This is a genomic window from Streptomyces sp. NPDC002754 (assembly GCF_053592315.1).
On sequence record NZ_JBSFVM010000004.1, the window covers coordinates 315667 to 329875 of the forward strand.

The 14209-nt window shown below is 72.4% G+C and carries 15 protein-coding genes; 4 read left to right on the forward strand and 11 right to left on the reverse strand.

All coding sequences use genetic code 11. From position 1 onward, the window contains the following. Positions 1-10 precede the first annotated feature (10 nt). The 7 genes from hisF to hisD are packed head-to-tail and all read right to left on the reverse strand — an operon-like array spanning position 11 to position 5368. Positions 11-766: an imidazole glycerol phosphate synthase subunit HisF gene (gene hisF, locus ACWD2L_RS13560; protein ID WP_351335202.1), complete on the reverse strand. Its 756-nt coding sequence runs from the start codon at positions 764-766 to the stop codon at positions 11-13. Beyond that, positions 763-1515 (reverse strand): bifunctional 1-(5-phosphoribosyl)-5-((5-phosphoribosylamino)methylideneamino)imidazole-4-carboxamide isomerase/phosphoribosylanthranilate isomerase PriA, encoded by a 753-nt coding sequence (gene priA, locus ACWD2L_RS13565; protein ID WP_351335204.1) that lies wholly within the window; start codon positions 1513-1515, stop codon positions 763-765. The genes hisF and priA overlap by 4 nt, the downstream gene beginning before the upstream one ends. After that, positions 1512-2159, reverse strand: coding sequence for an imidazole glycerol phosphate synthase subunit HisH (gene hisH / locus ACWD2L_RS13570; RefSeq protein ID WP_351335207.1), 648 nt, complete (start codon positions 2157-2159; stop codon positions 1512-1514). Before hisH ends, priA begins: the two co-directional genes overlap by 4 nt. Continuing rightward, the gene (locus ACWD2L_RS13575; protein WP_351335210.1) at positions 2159-2323 is read right to left on the reverse strand and encodes a hypothetical protein; all 165 of its coding nucleotides are present in this window, start codon (positions 2321-2323) and stop codon (positions 2159-2161) included. Before ACWD2L_RS13575 ends, hisH begins: the two co-directional genes overlap by 1 nt. Continuing rightward, positions 2320-2919, reverse strand: coding sequence for an imidazoleglycerol-phosphate dehydratase HisB (hisB, locus tag ACWD2L_RS13580; RefSeq protein WP_351335212.1), 600 nt, complete (start codon positions 2917-2919; stop codon positions 2320-2322). The genes ACWD2L_RS13575 and hisB overlap by 4 nt, the downstream gene beginning before the upstream one ends. After that, the gene (locus ACWD2L_RS13585; protein ID WP_451189614.1) at positions 2916-4034 is read right to left on the reverse strand and encodes a histidinol-phosphate transaminase; all 1119 of its coding nucleotides are present in this window, start codon (positions 4032-4034) and stop codon (positions 2916-2918) included. The genes hisB and ACWD2L_RS13585 overlap by 4 nt, the downstream gene beginning before the upstream one ends. Positions 4035-4042: 8 nt before the next feature. Beyond that, positions 4043-5368 carry a histidinol dehydrogenase gene (hisD, locus tag ACWD2L_RS13590; RefSeq protein ID WP_351335216.1) on the reverse strand — a complete coding sequence of 442 codons (1326 nt, stop codon included), beginning with the start codon at positions 5366-5368 and terminating at the stop codon, positions 4043-4045. 153 nt (positions 5369-5521) lie between these two features. Between hisD and ACWD2L_RS13595 the strand changes: the two genes are divergently transcribed. The 4 genes from ACWD2L_RS13595 (at position 5522) to ybaK (ending at position 9722) form a co-directional block, all read left to right on the forward strand. After that, positions 5522-7105 carry an oxidoreductase gene (locus ACWD2L_RS13595; protein WP_351335218.1) on the forward strand — a complete coding sequence of 528 codons (1584 nt, stop codon included), beginning with the start codon at positions 5522-5524 and terminating at the stop codon, positions 7103-7105. Between the two features lie 312 nt (positions 7106-7417). After that, positions 7418-8395: a hypothetical protein gene (locus tag ACWD2L_RS13600; protein WP_451189617.1), complete on the forward strand. Its 978-nt coding sequence runs from the start codon at positions 7418-7420 to the stop codon at positions 8393-8395. 5 nt (positions 8396-8400) lie between these two features. Continuing rightward, the gene (locus ACWD2L_RS13605; protein ID WP_351335222.1) at positions 8401-9186 is read left to right on the forward strand and encodes an LON peptidase substrate-binding domain-containing protein; all 786 of its coding nucleotides are present in this window, start codon (positions 8401-8403) and stop codon (positions 9184-9186) included. Between the two features lie 32 nt (positions 9187-9218). Next, positions 9219-9722, forward strand: a complete 504-nt coding sequence (gene ybaK, locus ACWD2L_RS13610; protein WP_351335225.1) for a Cys-tRNA(Pro) deacylase — start codon at positions 9219-9221, stop codon at positions 9720-9722. A 140-nt stretch (positions 9723-9862) separates the two neighbouring features. Here the strand turns inward: ybaK and ACWD2L_RS13615 are convergent, their stop codons facing one another. From ACWD2L_RS13615 to ACWD2L_RS13630, 4 genes are all read right to left on the reverse strand, one after another. Continuing rightward, complete coding sequence (locus ACWD2L_RS13615) at positions 9863-10552, reverse strand: DUF2567 domain-containing protein (RefSeq protein ID WP_351335227.1); 690 nt, start codon at positions 10550-10552, stop codon at positions 9863-9865. A gap of 77 nt (positions 10553-10629) precedes the next feature. Then, positions 10630-11466 (reverse strand): ABC transporter permease, encoded by an 837-nt coding sequence (locus ACWD2L_RS13620; protein ID WP_351335229.1) that lies wholly within the window; start codon positions 11464-11466, stop codon positions 10630-10632. Continuing rightward, positions 11463-12443 (reverse strand): ABC transporter ATP-binding protein, encoded by a 981-nt coding sequence (locus tag ACWD2L_RS13625; protein ID WP_351335279.1) that lies wholly within the window; start codon positions 12441-12443, stop codon positions 11463-11465. Before ACWD2L_RS13625 ends, ACWD2L_RS13620 begins: the two co-directional genes overlap by 4 nt. Before the next feature lie 242 nt (positions 12444-12685). Continuing rightward, positions 12686-13942 carry an NYN domain-containing protein gene (locus tag ACWD2L_RS13630; protein ID WP_351335232.1) on the reverse strand — a complete coding sequence of 419 codons (1257 nt, stop codon included), beginning with the start codon at positions 13940-13942 and terminating at the stop codon, positions 12686-12688. Positions 13943-14209: the final 267 nt, after the last annotated feature.

The following is a 14209-nucleotide window of genomic DNA, read 5'->3' on the forward strand; positions in this document are numbered from 1 at the left end:
GCACTCCGCCTCAGCGGACGGGGTGCCCCGCCGCGCGCAGCGTGTCCTTGACCTCGCCGATGCGCAGATCGCCGAAGTGGAAGACGGAGGCGGCGAGCACCGCGTCCGCGCCCGCGGCGACGGCCGGCGGGAAGTGGTCGAGGCGGCCCGCGCCGCCCGACGCGATCACCGGCACCGACACGTGCTTGCGGACGGCCTCGATCATCTCGATGTCGTAGCCGTCCTTGGTGCCGTCGGCGTCCATCGAGTTGAGCAGGATCTCGCCCGCGCCCAACTCGGCGGCCTGGTGCGCCCATTCGACGGCGTCTATGCCCGCGGACTTGCGCCCGCCGTGCGTCGTGACCTCGAAGGAGCCGGACTGGGTGCGGCGCGCGTCCACGGACAGGACGAGCACCTGGCGGCCGAAGCGCTCGGCGATCTCGCGGATCAGGTCCGGGCGGGCGATCGCGGCGGTGTTGACCCCCACCTTGTCCGCACCGGCGCGCAGCAGCTTGTCCACGTCCTCGGCGGTGCGCACGCCGCCGCCGACCGTGAGCGGGATGAAGACCTGCTCGGCGGTGCGGCGCACCACGTCGTACGTGGTCTCGCGGTTGCCGGAGGACGCGGTGATGTCCAGGAAGGTCAACTCGTCGGCGCCCTCGGCGTCGTAGACCTTCGCCATCTCGACGGGGTCGCCCGCGTCGCGCAGGTTCTGGAAGTTGACGCCCTTGACGACGCGGCCGTTGTCCACGTCGAGGCAGGGGATGACGCGTACCGCGAGGCTCATGTCGCGGACACCGCCTCCAGCGCCTCTTCCAGCGTGAACGCCTTGGCGTACAGCGCCTTGCCGACGATGGAGCCCTCAACGCCGAGCGGGACGAGCGCCGCGATCTCGCGCAGATCGTCGAGGGACGAGACGCCGCCGGAGGCCACGACGGGGCGGTCCGTCGCCGAGCAGACGTTGCGCAGCAGCTCCAGGTTCGGGCCCTGGAGCGTGCCGTCCTTGGCGATGTCCGTGACGACGTACCGGGAGCAGCCCTCGGAGTTGAGGCGCTCCAGGGTCTCGTACAGGTCGCCGCCGTCGCGGGTCCAGCCGCGGCCGCGCAGCGTCGTGCCGCGGACGTCGAGGCCGACCGCGATCTTGTCGCCGTGCTCGGCGATGATCTTGGCGACCCACTCGGGGTCCTCCAGGGCGGCGGTGCCGATGTTGACGCGGGTGGCGCCGGTGGCGAGGGCGGCGGCGAGCGAGTCGTCGTCGCGGATGCCGCCGGACAGCTCCACCTTGATGTCCATGGCCCTCGCGACCTCGGAGATCAGGTCGCGGTTGTCGCCGGTGCCGAACGCGGCGTCGAGGTCGACCAGGTGCAGCCACTCGGCGCCGGAGCGCTGCCAGGCGAGGGCAGCCTCCAGCGGGGAGCCGTAGGAGGTCTCGCTGCCGGACTCGCCGTGCACGAGACGGACGGCCTGGCCGTCGCGGACGTCGACGGCGGGGAGGAGTTCGAGCTTGTTGCTCTGGGCACTCGGGGAAACGGTCACAGTACGGAGATCCAGTTCTTCAGCAGCTGCGCTCCGGCGTCGCCGGACTTCTCGGGGTGGAACTGCGTCGCCCACAGCGCGCCGTTCTCGACGGCGGCGACGAACGGGCCGCCGTGCGTGGACCAGGTGACCTTGGGCGCACGCATGGAAGGGTTGTGGACTTCGAGCTCCCAGTTCTGCACGGCGTACGAGTGCACGAAGTAGTACCGCTCGTCGGTGTCGACGCCCGCGAACAGCTGGGAGCCCTGCGGGGCGTCCACGGTGTTCCAGCCCATGTGCGGGACGACATCGGCCTTGAGCGGCTCGACGACGCCGGGCCACTCGTCGAGGCCCTCGGCCTCCACACCGTGCTCGATGCCGCGCGCGAACAGGATCTGCATGCCGACGCAGATGCCCATCACGGGACGGCCCCCGGCGAGACGGCGGCCGACGATCCAGTCGCCGCGCGCGTCCTTGAGGCCCTGCATGCAGGAGGCGAACGCGCCGACGCCGGGCACGAGCAGCCCGTCCGCGTTCATGGCCCTGTCGAAGTCGCGGGTGATCTCGACGTCGGCGCCCGCGCGGGCGAGGGCGCGCTCGGCGGAGCGCACGTTGCCGAAGCCGTAGTCGAAGACGACGACACTCTTGCTCTTGTCGGCCGACATCAGTAGAGCCACTCCAACCGCAGGACTCCGGCGACGAGGCACATCGCGGCACCGATCCCCATCAGCACCACGAGCCCCTTGGGCAGCTTCTGCTTCCAGAAGGACCAGGCACCGCCGGCGAGGAAGAGGCCGACGAAGATCAGTACTGCCGACAGGCCGCTCACAGCGCGCCCTTCGTGGACGGGAGGATGCCGGCGGCGGCCGCGCGCGGGTCGATCTCGCTCGCGTAGCGCAGGGCGCGCGCGAGGGCCTTGAACTGGCACTCCACGATGTGGTGCGCGTTGCGCCCGTACGGGACGTGGACGTGCAGCGCGATCTGGGCCTGCGCGACGAAGGACTCCAGGATGTGCCGGGTCATCGTCGTGTCGTACTCGCCGATCATCGGCGCCATCTTCTCGGGCTCGGTGTGCACGAGGTACGGGCGGCCCGACAGGTCGACGGTCACCTGTGCAAGGGACTCGTCCAGCGGGACCGTGCAGTTGCCGAACCGGTAGATGCCGATCTTGTCGCCGAGCGCCTGCTTGAAGGCGGCGCCGAGCGCGAGGGCGGAGTCCTCGATGGTGTGGTGCGAGTCGATGTGCAGATCGCCCTCGGTCTTCACCGTGAGGTCGAAAAGGCCGTGCTTGCCGAGCTGGTCGAGCATGTGGTCGTAGAAGCCGACCCCGGTCGCCACATCGACCTTTCCGGTGCCGTCGAGGTCGATCTCGACGAGGACCGAGGTCTCCTTGGTCGTGCGCTCTACGCGTCCTACGCGGCTCATGCGCCCCGCTCCTGACTGTTCATTCGGTCCTTTTTCACTTCGCGTGCCGCGTCCAGGAACGCGTCGTTCTCTTCGGGGGTGCCGACGGTCACCCGCAGGCGCCCCGGGACTCCGTTGTCACGGATGAGGACGCCGCGGTCGAGGATGAACTGCCACACGGCGTGCGGGTCCGCGAAGACGCCGAACTGGATGAAGTTGGCGTCGGCGACGGTGACATCGAAGCCGAGCCCCTCCAACTCGCCGACGACACGGTCGCGTTCGGCCTTCAGCTGCTCCACATACTGGAGCAGTGTGTCGGTGTACTCCAGGGCGGCGAGCGCCGTCGCCTGGTTCACGGCCGACAAGTGGTAGGGCAGCCGCACCAGTTGGACGGCGTCGACCACGGCCGGGTCGGCGGCGAGGTAGCCGAGCCGCAGCCCGGCCGCGCCGAAGGCCTTGGACATCGTCCGCGAGACGACGAGGTTCGGGCGGCCCTCGATGAGCGACAGCAGCGAGGTGCCGTGGCTGAACTCGGTGTACGCCTCGTCGACGATCACCATCGCGTCCCGCCCGGCGGCCTCGTACAGCGCGAGGACGTCCTCGGCCGCGACCGCGTTGCCGGTGGGGTTGTTGGGGCTGGTGATGAAAACGACGTGCGGCTTGTGCGTCCGGATCGCCTCGACGGCGGCCGGTACATCGAGGGAGTAGTCCTCGCACCGCGGGGCGCTCACCCAGCCGGTGTTGGTGCCGCGGGCGAGCAGCGGGTGCATCGAGTACGAGGGCTCGAAGCCGAGCGCGAGCCGGCCGGGGCCGCCGAAGGCCTGGAGGAGCTGCTGGAGCACCTCGTTCGACCCGTTGGCCGCCCACACCTGCTCGTACGTGACCTCGTGGCCGGTCGTACGGGTCAGGTACGCGGCGAGCTCCGTGCGCAACTCGACCGCGTCCCGGTCCGGGTAGCGGTTGAGGTGCCGGGCCTCGTCGGCGACGCGCTCGGCGATCCGCCGCACGAGGGGCTCGGGCAGCGGGTACGGGTTCTCGTTCGTGTTGAGGCGTACGGCGACGTCCAACTGGGGCGCCCCGTAAGGGGACTTGCCGCGCAGTTCCTCGCGTACGGGAAGGTCGTCGATCCTGGTCACTCGCTCGCTCACTTGCTCTGCGGCACCTTCCACCCGAAACGGGCCTTGATCGCTGCGCCGTGCGCCGGCAGGTCCTCTGCGTCGGCGAGCGTCACCACGGTGGACGCGACCTCGGCGAGGGCGTCCTTCGTGTAGTCGACGATGTGGATGCCGCGCAGGAACGACTGGACGGACAGGCCGGACGAGTGGCAGGCACAGCCGCCCGTCGGCAGCACGTGGTTGGACCCGGCCGCGTAGTCACCGAGGGAGACGGGCGCCCACGGGCCGACGAAGATCGCGCCCGCGTTCTTGACGCGCTGGGCCACGGCGGAGGCGTCTGCGGTCTGGATCTCCAGGTGCTCGGCCCCGTACGCGTCGACGACCTTGAGGCCGTCGTCCAGCGAGTCGACGAGGACGATCGCGGACTGCTGCCCCTTGAGGGCGGGCACGATCCGGTCCTCGACGTGCTTGGAGGCGGCGACCTGCGGCTCCAGCTCCCGCTCGACGGCGGCGGCCAGCTCCTCGGAGTCGGTGACGAGCACAGCCGCGGCCAGCGGGTCGTGCTCGGCCTGGCTGATCAGGTCGGAGGCGACGTGCACCGGGTCGGCCGTCGCGTCGGCCAGGACCGCGATCTCGGTGGGGCCCGCCTCGGCGTCGATGCCGATGCGGCCCGTGAAGTAGCGCTTGGCGGCGGCCACCCAGACGTTGCCGGGTCCGGTCACCATGTTCGCCGCGGCGCAGGACTCGGTGCCGTACGCGTACATGGCGACGGCCTGGGCGCCGCCGACCGCGTACACCTCGTCGACGCCGAGCAGCGCGCACGCGGCGAGGATCGTGGGGTGCGGCAGGCCGCCGAAGTCCTTCTGCGGAGGCGAGGCCAGCGCGACGGACTCGACGCCCGCCTCCTGCGCCGGCACCGCGTTCATGATCACGGACGAGGGGTAGACGGACCGGCCCCCCGGCGCGTACAGGCCGACGCGCTCGACCGGCACCCACTTCTCGGTGACGGAACCGCCCGGCGCGACCTGCGTCGTGTGGCTGCTCCGGCGCTGCTCGCGGTGGACGGTGCGGGCCCGGCGGATGGACTCCTCCAGGGCGGCGCGCACGGCAGGGTCGAGATCGGCGAGCGCCTTGTCGATGGCCTCGGCAGGAACCCGTACGGCTTCCAGCTTCACTCCGTCGAATTTCTCCCCGTACTCGATCAGCGCCGCGTCGCCACGATGATGCACGTCCTCGCAGATCGGACGCACCTTCTCCAGGGCGGCCGAAACGTCGAAGTCGGCTCGGGGCAGCAGCGAGCGCAGGGCCTGGCCCTCGGGGAGGGCGGCGCCGCGCAGATCGATTCGAGAGATCACAGAACAATTCTCTCAGATGCGGGTTTACGCTCGGCGCCCCGTATCAGTGGCTGATATCGCGGCAGGCGACCTGACCACCGGCGTTCAGACGGTCACACAGCGGGCATGACCGGTTGTACGAACCAGCGGTCGCACGGGGGAGGCAGAGCAGGCGTGGTCGAGGGTACGACCGGCAACGGCAACGGGGACGTGCCGGACGAGCTGACCGCCACTGAGGTCGGGATGTGGCAGGCGTTCCGCAACGGAAGCGTCTACGACCTGCGCTCAGGGGACGGCGCGCGGGACGATCCGCACGGCGGCCACCCCTGGGGGCCGGAGCGCAGCGTGCGGGCGCGCATCGTGGCGTGGCTGCTGCTGGCGGGCCCGCCGGCCCTCGACGGCCGGGTCTCCTCGCTCAAGCTCCAGGGCGTACAGATCACGGATGTGTTCGATCTCGCGGGCGGCAACGTCGTCCCGTACGTGGAGATGAAGGGCTGCCGCTTCGAGAAGGAGGTGCTCCTCCCGGAGGCGCACTTCACGACGGTGCGGCTCATCGACTGCTCGGTGCCCCGCCTGGAGGGCGCGCGCATCCACACGGAGGGCGATCTGCACCTCGCCCGCTGCCGCTTCCACAACGGGGTCCGGCTCACGGACGCGCACATCGGCACGGACCTGCTGCTCAACCAGGCCGTCGTGTTCAGCGACCGGCGCGGAAAGTCGATCATGGCGGACGGGCTCACGGTCGGCCAGGACCTCCAGGCCGAACTGCTGGAGACGCACGGCGAGCTGAGCCTGCGCGGCGCGACGGTGGGCGTCTCGCTGTCGCTGCGGGGCGCCCGGCTGAGCCATACGCAGGGCCGCCGCGCCCTGAACGCTCCGCAGATGTCGGTCGAGCGGACGCTGTACCTCGGCCCGGCCGCGCTCGGCGGCCCGCTCCAGAACGGCGGCGGGACGCCCGCCCGCGGCACCCGCGTGCAGCGCTTCGAATGCGTGGGCGGGGTGCGGCTCGACGACGGCCGGTTCGGCGACGCGGTCGACCTGGACTCGGCGCACTTCACGATGGAGAACGAGCAGGAGGTCTCGATGCGCCGCATCCAGACCCCGGAGCTGCGCTTCCTCTGCGACAAGCCGGAGCGCGGGCGGATCGTGCTGTCGGGCGCGCGGACGACGAACCTGGTCGACAGGTCGACCAGCTGGCCGGGTCCCGGCCAGCTCCGCCTCGGCGGTTTCCAGTACGAGAACCTCATCCCGTCCGGCTCCTTCCCCCTCGCCCGCCGCCTCGACTGGCTCGCCGCCGCGACACCCGAGTACAGCCCGGAGCCGTACGAGTGTCTGGCGACGGTGCTGCGGGGCAGCGGCGAGGACTCCGACGCGCGCGAGGTGCTGCTCGCCAAGCAGCGCAGGCGGCGCGAGACGCTGCCGATCGCGGCGAAGGTGTGGGGCTACGTCCAGGACTGGACGGTGGCGTACGGGTACCGGCCGGGGCGGGCCGCGCTGTGGATGGCGGTCCTCTGGGCGCTCAGCGCGGTCGTCTTCTCCCAGGCCCCGCACCCGCGCATCAAGCCCGGCGAGGGCCCGGTCTGGGACCCGGCCCTCTTCACCCTGGACCTGCTCCTCCCCGTCATCGACCTCGGCCAGGCCGCGAGCTGGCAACTCAGCGGAACCTGGCAGTGGGCCTCCGCGATCCTGGTCCTCCTGGGCTGGACCCTGGCCACGACGGTGGCGGCGGGCGCAACACGCCTGCTCCGCAGGAACTAACGGTCGACCGTCCCCCGGCCACGGGGCTCCGCCCCGGACCCCGCTGCTCAAACGCCGCAGGGGCTTGAAAGATCGCCTCAATCGCCGGCGAGGCTTGATAGATCAAGCCCCACCGGCGATTGGTATTTCCAGCCCCGCCGGCGTTTGAGGCGCGGGGTCCGGGGCAGAGCCCCGAAGCCCCGGTGCCGCGCACCGATCACGGCGGCTCAGGCCACGACACGGCAAAGAGCGGCGCAGCCCGTGCAACCTTCCGGCCGCCCCGACCGTCATCCCACCGTGCCATTCCTGCGCGCTCTGATCCGCACCACCCGCATGCTCCGCCACACCTCCGCCCTGGGCCTCGGCCTCCCCCCGGACGAGGAGCTGCTGCTCGACGCCCCGGACGACCGCCTCGCCCCCGCCCTCGTGGCCGCGGGCCGCGGCGACCACGGCCCCGCCGCGAAGGCCCTCGCCCTGACCCGCGACGCCGCCGAGTGGGAGAACCGGGACCGCGCAGTGCAACGCCTCGCCGCGTTCGCCGCCGCCCGCCCGGAGTGGTTCGAGGCCTGGCAGGAGGCCTCGCCGCACGACCCCGACCTGCTCCTGGTCAAGGCCGAACTCGCCGTCACCCGCGCCCTCGCCGCGCCCGCCCACGCCGAGCTGCTGCGCGAGGTCACCCCGCTGATCCTCGCCGCGGCCGAGTCCGACCCCCGCGACCCGGTCCCCTGGCGCATCGCCCTCGACCACGCCCGCGGCACCAACGCCCCGCACACCGAGTTCGAGCAGCTGTGGGCGCGGGCGGTGCGCCGCTCCCCGCACCACTACGGCTGCCACGTCGCGGCCCTGCGCTATCTGTCGGCCGCCTGGTACGGCTCGCACAAGGAGTGCTTCGACTTCGCGGAGCGCGCCGCGCAGGACGCCCTGCCGGGCTCGCTCCTCCAGGCGCTCCCGGCCCGCGCGGCCCTCGCCTATCTGACCTCCGGCGCCCCGCACACCGGCATCCCCCACGCCCGCCTCGACGCCGCCGCCGACCTCGCCGCGAAGCTCTCCCGCTCGTACGAGCCCGCGGATCCCTGGCCCGCCGAGGTGCGCAACCTGCTGACCTGCGTACTGGTCGAACTCGGACGCTGGGAGGACGCTCTCGACCAGCTGCGGCTCATCGGCCCGTACGCGACATCGTTCCCCTGGGACCGGCTCACGGACGACCCGCTGGGCCATTTCATGGAGCTGCGCGGACAGGTCCGCCTTGAAGTCGCGGCGGCGATGCCGCTGCGCGGCGGACCGGTCCGCTCCGACGACCATTACGCTTGACCGACGTGACCACCGTCCGACTTCCGCTGTTCCCGCTCAACTCGGTGCTGTTCCCGGGACTCGTGCTCCCGCTGAACGTATTCGAGGAGCGCTATCGCGCCATGATGCGCGATCTGTTGAAGGCGTCGCCCGACGATCCGTCGGAGCCCGACACCGAACCGTCCACCTCGGAGGAGCCCCGCCAGTTCGTGGTCGTCGCGATCCGCGACGGCCACGAGGTGGCGCCCACCTCGTCCGGCATGCCGAACGAGGTGACCACGAAGGAGGCGGGCGCGGGCCCGGCCGCGGGCTTCGGCGACGACCCGATCGCGTCCTTCCACGCCGTCGGCTGCATCGCGGACGCCGCGACGATCAGGGAGCGCGCGGACGGCAGCTTCGAGGTGCTCGCCACCGGCACGCGCCGGGTGAAGCTGCACTCGGTCGACGCCTCGGGCCCGTATCTGACGGCCGAGGTGGAGGAGCTGCCCGAGGAGGACGGCGAGGAGGCGGGCGCCCTCGCGGAGGGCGTGCTGCGCGCGTTCCGCTCGTACCAGAAGCGTCTCGCGGGCGCCCGTGAGCGCTCGCTGACGACGGGCGCGGAGCTGCCGGACGAGCCGTCGGTGGTGTCGTACCTGGTCGCGGCGGCCGCGGTCCTCGACGTACCGACGAAGCAGCGGCTGCTGGAGGCCGGCGACGTGGCGTCCCGGCTGCGCGAGGAGCTGACGCTGCTGCGCGCGGAGACGGCGATCATCCGCCATCTGCCCTCGCTGCCGGCGACGGAGCTCACCCGGAATTCCACCAGCCTCAACTGACGTCCACTCAATTCACGTAGGGAAACGGCACGTTGGCGAAGAAGGCCAAGAAGCAGAGCCAGTCCGGAGGTACGCCCGCGACCGTCGCGCTCACCGCCGCCGGCACCGATTTCACGGTCCACTCCTACGAGCACGACCCCGCGCGCGCCAGTTACGGCGAGGAGGCCGCGGAGGCGATGGGTGTCTCCCCGGACCGGGTGTTCAAGACGCTCGTCGCGGACGTGGACGGCGCGCTCGTCGTCGGCGTCGTGCCGGTGGCGGGGCAGCTCGACCTGAAGGCGCTCGCGGCGGCGGTCGGCGGCAAGCGCGCCACCATGGCCGATCCGGCGCTCGCGGAGCGCACGACCGGGTACGTACGCGGTGGCATCTCGCCGCTCGGGCAGCGCAAGAAGCTGCGTACGGTCATCGACTCCTCCGCCGGCGAGCACGCCACGATCTGCGTCTCGGCGGGGCGCCGCGGCCTTGAGGTCGAGCTGGCGCCGGGGGACCTCGCGGCGCTCACGGACGCGGTCCTCGCACCCGTCGGTCGTGCGTGACCCCTCGACGCACCCCGCTTCTTCGACTAAGCACCTGAACATGTCGAAGAAGACGCGCAAGCGGAAGTGGCGGATCAAAAAGGGCAAGGCCAACCACGGGCGCCGGCCCGCCTGACAGTCGGCGCGCGCTCAACCGGCCGCTATGCCGTGGGCGTGGGTCCGCCGTCGTGCTGCGTCCCGTACGGCGTCGCGAAATACGGGTCAGGGTCGCGCGGCCCGAAGAGTCCGGTGAGGCCCAGGTGCACCACCAACGCGGCGAGCGGCCACGCGAGCAGCGCCCCCTTGGCGTTCAGCTCCAGGGGGGCGTCGAACACCACGCCCTTGCCGACCGCCTTGGCGTGCGCGGCGACGTTCTGCGCGGGCCCGAGCCAGACGCCGAACCGCCAGGCGAGCACCCCGCCGAGCAGACTGCCCAGCGCCAACCCGACAACCAGTGGAACGCCCCCGCGCCTGCGCCACAGGAACACGGCGGCGCCGGTGACGGCGCCGAACACGAGCCCGAGCAGGGCAAACGTTCCGTCGATGCCGATCGCCTGCTCGCCCTCGGTGTCCTTGAGGTAGACCGCCGACGCGTCCGAGACCAGCGGCACCCGGGGCGCGAGCCACAACCACAGCGCGCCGAGCGCGAGCCCCACCACGGCGACGGCGACCGTCACGGCCACGGCCTCTTTGAGCTCGGCGCGCAGCCCGGGGCCGTCCTCCTCGTGCTCCTGCGGGGCGGCGGGCGCGGGGGGCAGATGTCCGGTCATGGGGTCGGGGGCCTGCCAAGGGTTGCTGTGCCCGTTGTTGTGCGGGGGCTGATGGGGTGGCGGTGTCAGCGGTGCGGTCACCCTGCCATCGTGCCAGGCGTCGCTGTGCGGCGCGTCAGGGCCTGTCTGGTTCCCCGCGGGGGAACTCCGGACAGGCCCTAGCGGACGGCGGCCCGCCGGTAGGCCCACGTCGCCACGGCCAGGGAGGCGACGCCGACGGCCGCGCAGACGCCCAGGTCGAGCAGGACCACACCCCAGTCGGGGTGCTCAGCGAAGGTACGCGCGAACGCCTCGACCCCGTACGTGGACGGGAGCAGGTCCCTCGCCCACTGCACGAACCCCGGCATCCGGTCGGCCGGCAGCACACCGAGCAGCAGCGCCGCGGACATGCCCAACTGGCCGAGCAGCGTGGCCAGTTCGGGCCGGGGCGCGAGCAGCCCGAGCGCGGCGCCGAGGCCGGCGAGGGCGGCCCCCGCCAGCGGGATCACCGCGGCGAGCACCCACAGGTGGGCGAGCGGCAGCTGGAACATCGCGCAGCCGACGACCGCGGTGACGACGGTCCCCGGCACGGTGAACGAGGCGTACGCGCCCGCGGCGCCGAGCACCACGGAGGCGGGTGGCACCGGCAGCGTCGCGTAGTGGTCGAGGCCGCCGGCCGCCCGCAGCTGCCCGAAGTACTGGGCGAGCAGGTTCAGCGCGACGAAGGCGACGACGAGCACCGCGGACCCCGCCACGACTGCCTGCGCCTCACGGCCGCCCTGTTCGACGACGCCGCGCATGAGGATCATGATGCCGATGCTCTGGAACGTCGCGACGAACAGCAGCGGGATCCGGGCCACGCGGGCCCGGCTGAGCTGCGCCCGGTAGACGGCGGCGAGCGAGGGCAGGAAGCGGGCGCGGGGCGCGAGCGTCTCCTCGACGGGGCCCGGCGCGGGCGCCGGGCGCGCGGACGCGCGCTCGGAGGCGACCGCGGGAGCGGTGGGGACGACACTCATGCCTTCACCAGGCCCTTCACACCGCTGCGACTTCCGCCGAGCGCCAAGTACACGTCCTCCAGGCTCGGCGTCGCGAGCGTGAAGTCGTCCAGGAAGTCGAAGGCCGGGCCGCCGGTGACGGCGGCGACGGCGGAGCGGGCCGCCTCCGGTTCGAGCCGCAGCGACCAGCGCCGCCCTGATTCCACGGCGTGCGGGCGCAGCCGCGCCACCTCGTCGAGCTCCACCGGAGCCTCCTGGCGCCACACGAGTTCCACGCGCACCTCGCCGGCGACGCGTTCCTTGAGGCCCGTCGGGGTGTCGCAGGCGATGACGCGTCCCTGGTCGAGCACGGCGACCCGGTCGAGCACGGTCTCGGCCTCGATCACGTTGTGGGTGACGAGCAGTACGGTCGTGCCGCGCTCGGCCCGCCGGCGGTCGACCGCGGCCCAGACGGCGCGGCGCGCGACGGGGTCCATCCCGGTGGTCGGCTCGTCGAGCACGAGCAGCGGCCGCTCCCCGACGAGTGCGGCGGCGAAGCAGGCGAGCCGCCGCTGGCCGCCGGACAGCTTCTTGATCGGCCGGGAGGCGAGCGGGGTGAGCCCCAGCTCCTCCAGCACGTCGTCGCGGGCGGCCCGCGCGTCCTTGAGGGAGAGCCCGCGCAGCCGGCCCGTGGTCTCGGCGGCCAGCGCGACGGTCAGCTCGTCGAGTGCGGTCGACTCCTGACCGAGGTAGGCGAGGATCCGGGAGGCGCGCTCGGGGTGCCGCACGATGTCGTGCCCATGGATCTCGACGCTTCCCGCGTCGGGGCGCATCAGCCCGGTCAGTTGCCGTACGAGGGTGGACTTGCCCGCGCCGTTCGGCCCGAGGAGCCCGAAGATCTCGCCGCGCCTGATGTCGAGCCATACGTCGTCGGTGGCCCGCAGTTCCGGCGCGCCGGGGGCGCCGCGGCGTCCGCGTGAGGCCGGGTAGGTCTTGCGGAGCCCCCGCACCGCGCACACGACAGCGCCCGCGTTACGCTTCGGGGCGACGTCATCGGTGCGCATACTCACGAGGAACGAGACTACGGGGTCCGGCGTTCACGATTGCACGCGGGGCGGGACATTTACCACGCCTGCCGTACACCCTGCTCACCCGCGCCTACGTCACGGGGCTCCGCCCCGGACCCCGCTGCCCAATCGCCGCAGGGGCTTAAATGCGCGGCCCCGGCGCAACGAGGACGACGGCCCCACCCACGCCCCGCCTACTCGGCCGCCGCCGCGTGTTCCGCCGTGCGGATGTCGATGTCGCGCCAGAAACCCGCCCGGATCGCATACCGGTCGTGTTCGTCGATCTGGTCGTCCTTGTGGGCGAGCAGCCCGAACCTCGCCGCGTACCGCAGCAGCTCCCCGTCGATCCGGTGCGGTACCCGCGGATACATGGTCGCCAGCTTCTGCAACTGCGTCTGGTCCCCGAGACGCTCCCGCCACCGCCGCGCGAACACCTGCCCGACCTCGTACGGATCCCCGCCGATCGCGGTGATGTCCTCCTCGCGGTCGGCCCACCGCTGCTCCGCCGTGGTGAGCTGCGCCAGCGTCGGCAAGGACGCCACGTCGGCGGGCTCCCCGCCACCCCCGGGCCGCTCGACCCAGCCCTTGTCGGACGACCACCGCAACGTCGCGTTCGCCGGATGCTGCGCGGCCTGCGCCCCCGGCCCGCGCAGCGCGGCGAGGTCCTTGGGCGTGGGCACACCCTTGCCGCCGCCGGCCCGGTCCTCGTCCGGCGCCGGCGCGTCCGCCGTCCCGTTCTCGCCGTGCGCGGCCGGCTCGTGCTGCACGGGCGCCGCACCCCCGGCCTCCGCCACGGGACGCCCCGCAGGGGAGTGCGCCGACTCGGGCAGCGGCGCGGACAGGATCGCGGCGATCTCGGGGCGCGGCACGGGCGGCGGGGCACAGATCCCGTTCCCGCCGAGCTCCTTGGCGCGTACGGCCTTGGTGATCCACGTCCGGTCGAGCACCCGCCGCTCGTCGGCCTCCGCGACCAGGTCCTCGGACTGGTTGTAGTCCCCGTCGGCGGCCTGCACCGCCCACAGGTGGACGGCGACGCCGTGCTCCTTGGCGGCCATCATGCCGGGCAGCAGGTCCCCGTCCCCGGTCACGAGCACGATGTCCGAGCAGGCACGGTTGCGGGCCAGCTCGGTCAGCTCGGCGTGCATCGCCGCGTCGACGCCCTTCTGCGCCCACCGCCCGTCGGAGCGCGTCAGCGCGCCGAGGCGCACCGTGACCCGCGGCATCACCCGCAACCGACGGTGCTCGGGCTGCGGCACGCGGTCGGGCGCCCCGTCGAACCAGTAGATGCGCAGCAGCTCCCGCCCGGTCTCGGCCTCGGCGCGCTCGCGCAGGCCCTGGATGAGGGCGGCGTGGTCGACATGAATCCGGGAGCGTGAGGGCTCGCCCGCGAGCAAACTCGCCGCGGCCCCCAGCAGATACCCGGCGTCCACCAGAACGATGCAACGGTCCACGCGATCCACCCTCTTTCCGCCGACTTGCCAGCAGTCCGGACACGCTCCACGAGGCGGCTCCCGCGGCTTCGCTTCGGGTTCCCTTCGAGTCTGCCCGACGGCACGGGGGTTAACGGCCCGAACTCGATCTTCGGCGTGGCGGAAGCCGTGAACGCGGGTTGGGCGCCCCGCAACCGAAGACCGTTACGAACGGTAATACGCCGAAATGCGTTCTTCGTCCGACTGTGTGAATCTGAAGCCGGCCCTGGCCCCTAGATCCCCCGCAGG

Coding starts and splice junctions, on each gene's coding strand:
- ACWD2L_RS13600 (WP_451189617.1), top strand. CDS start 7,418: ATGCTCCGCCACACCTCCGCCCTGGGCCTCGGCCTCCCCCCGGACGAG.
- hisH (WP_351335207.1), bottom strand. CDS start 2,159: ATGTCGGCCGACAAGAGCAAGAGTGTCGTCGTCTTCGACTACGGCTTC.
- hisF (WP_351335202.1), bottom strand. CDS start 766: ATGAGCCTCGCGGTACGCGTCATCCCCTGCCTCGACGTGGACAACGGC.
- hisB (WP_351335212.1), bottom strand. CDS start 2,919: ATGAGCCGCGTAGGACGCGTAGAGCGCACGACCAAGGAGACCTCGGTC.
- ACWD2L_RS13620 (WP_351335229.1), bottom strand. CDS start 11,466: ATGAGTGTCGTCCCCACCGCTCCCGCGGTCGCCTCCGAGCGCGCGTCC.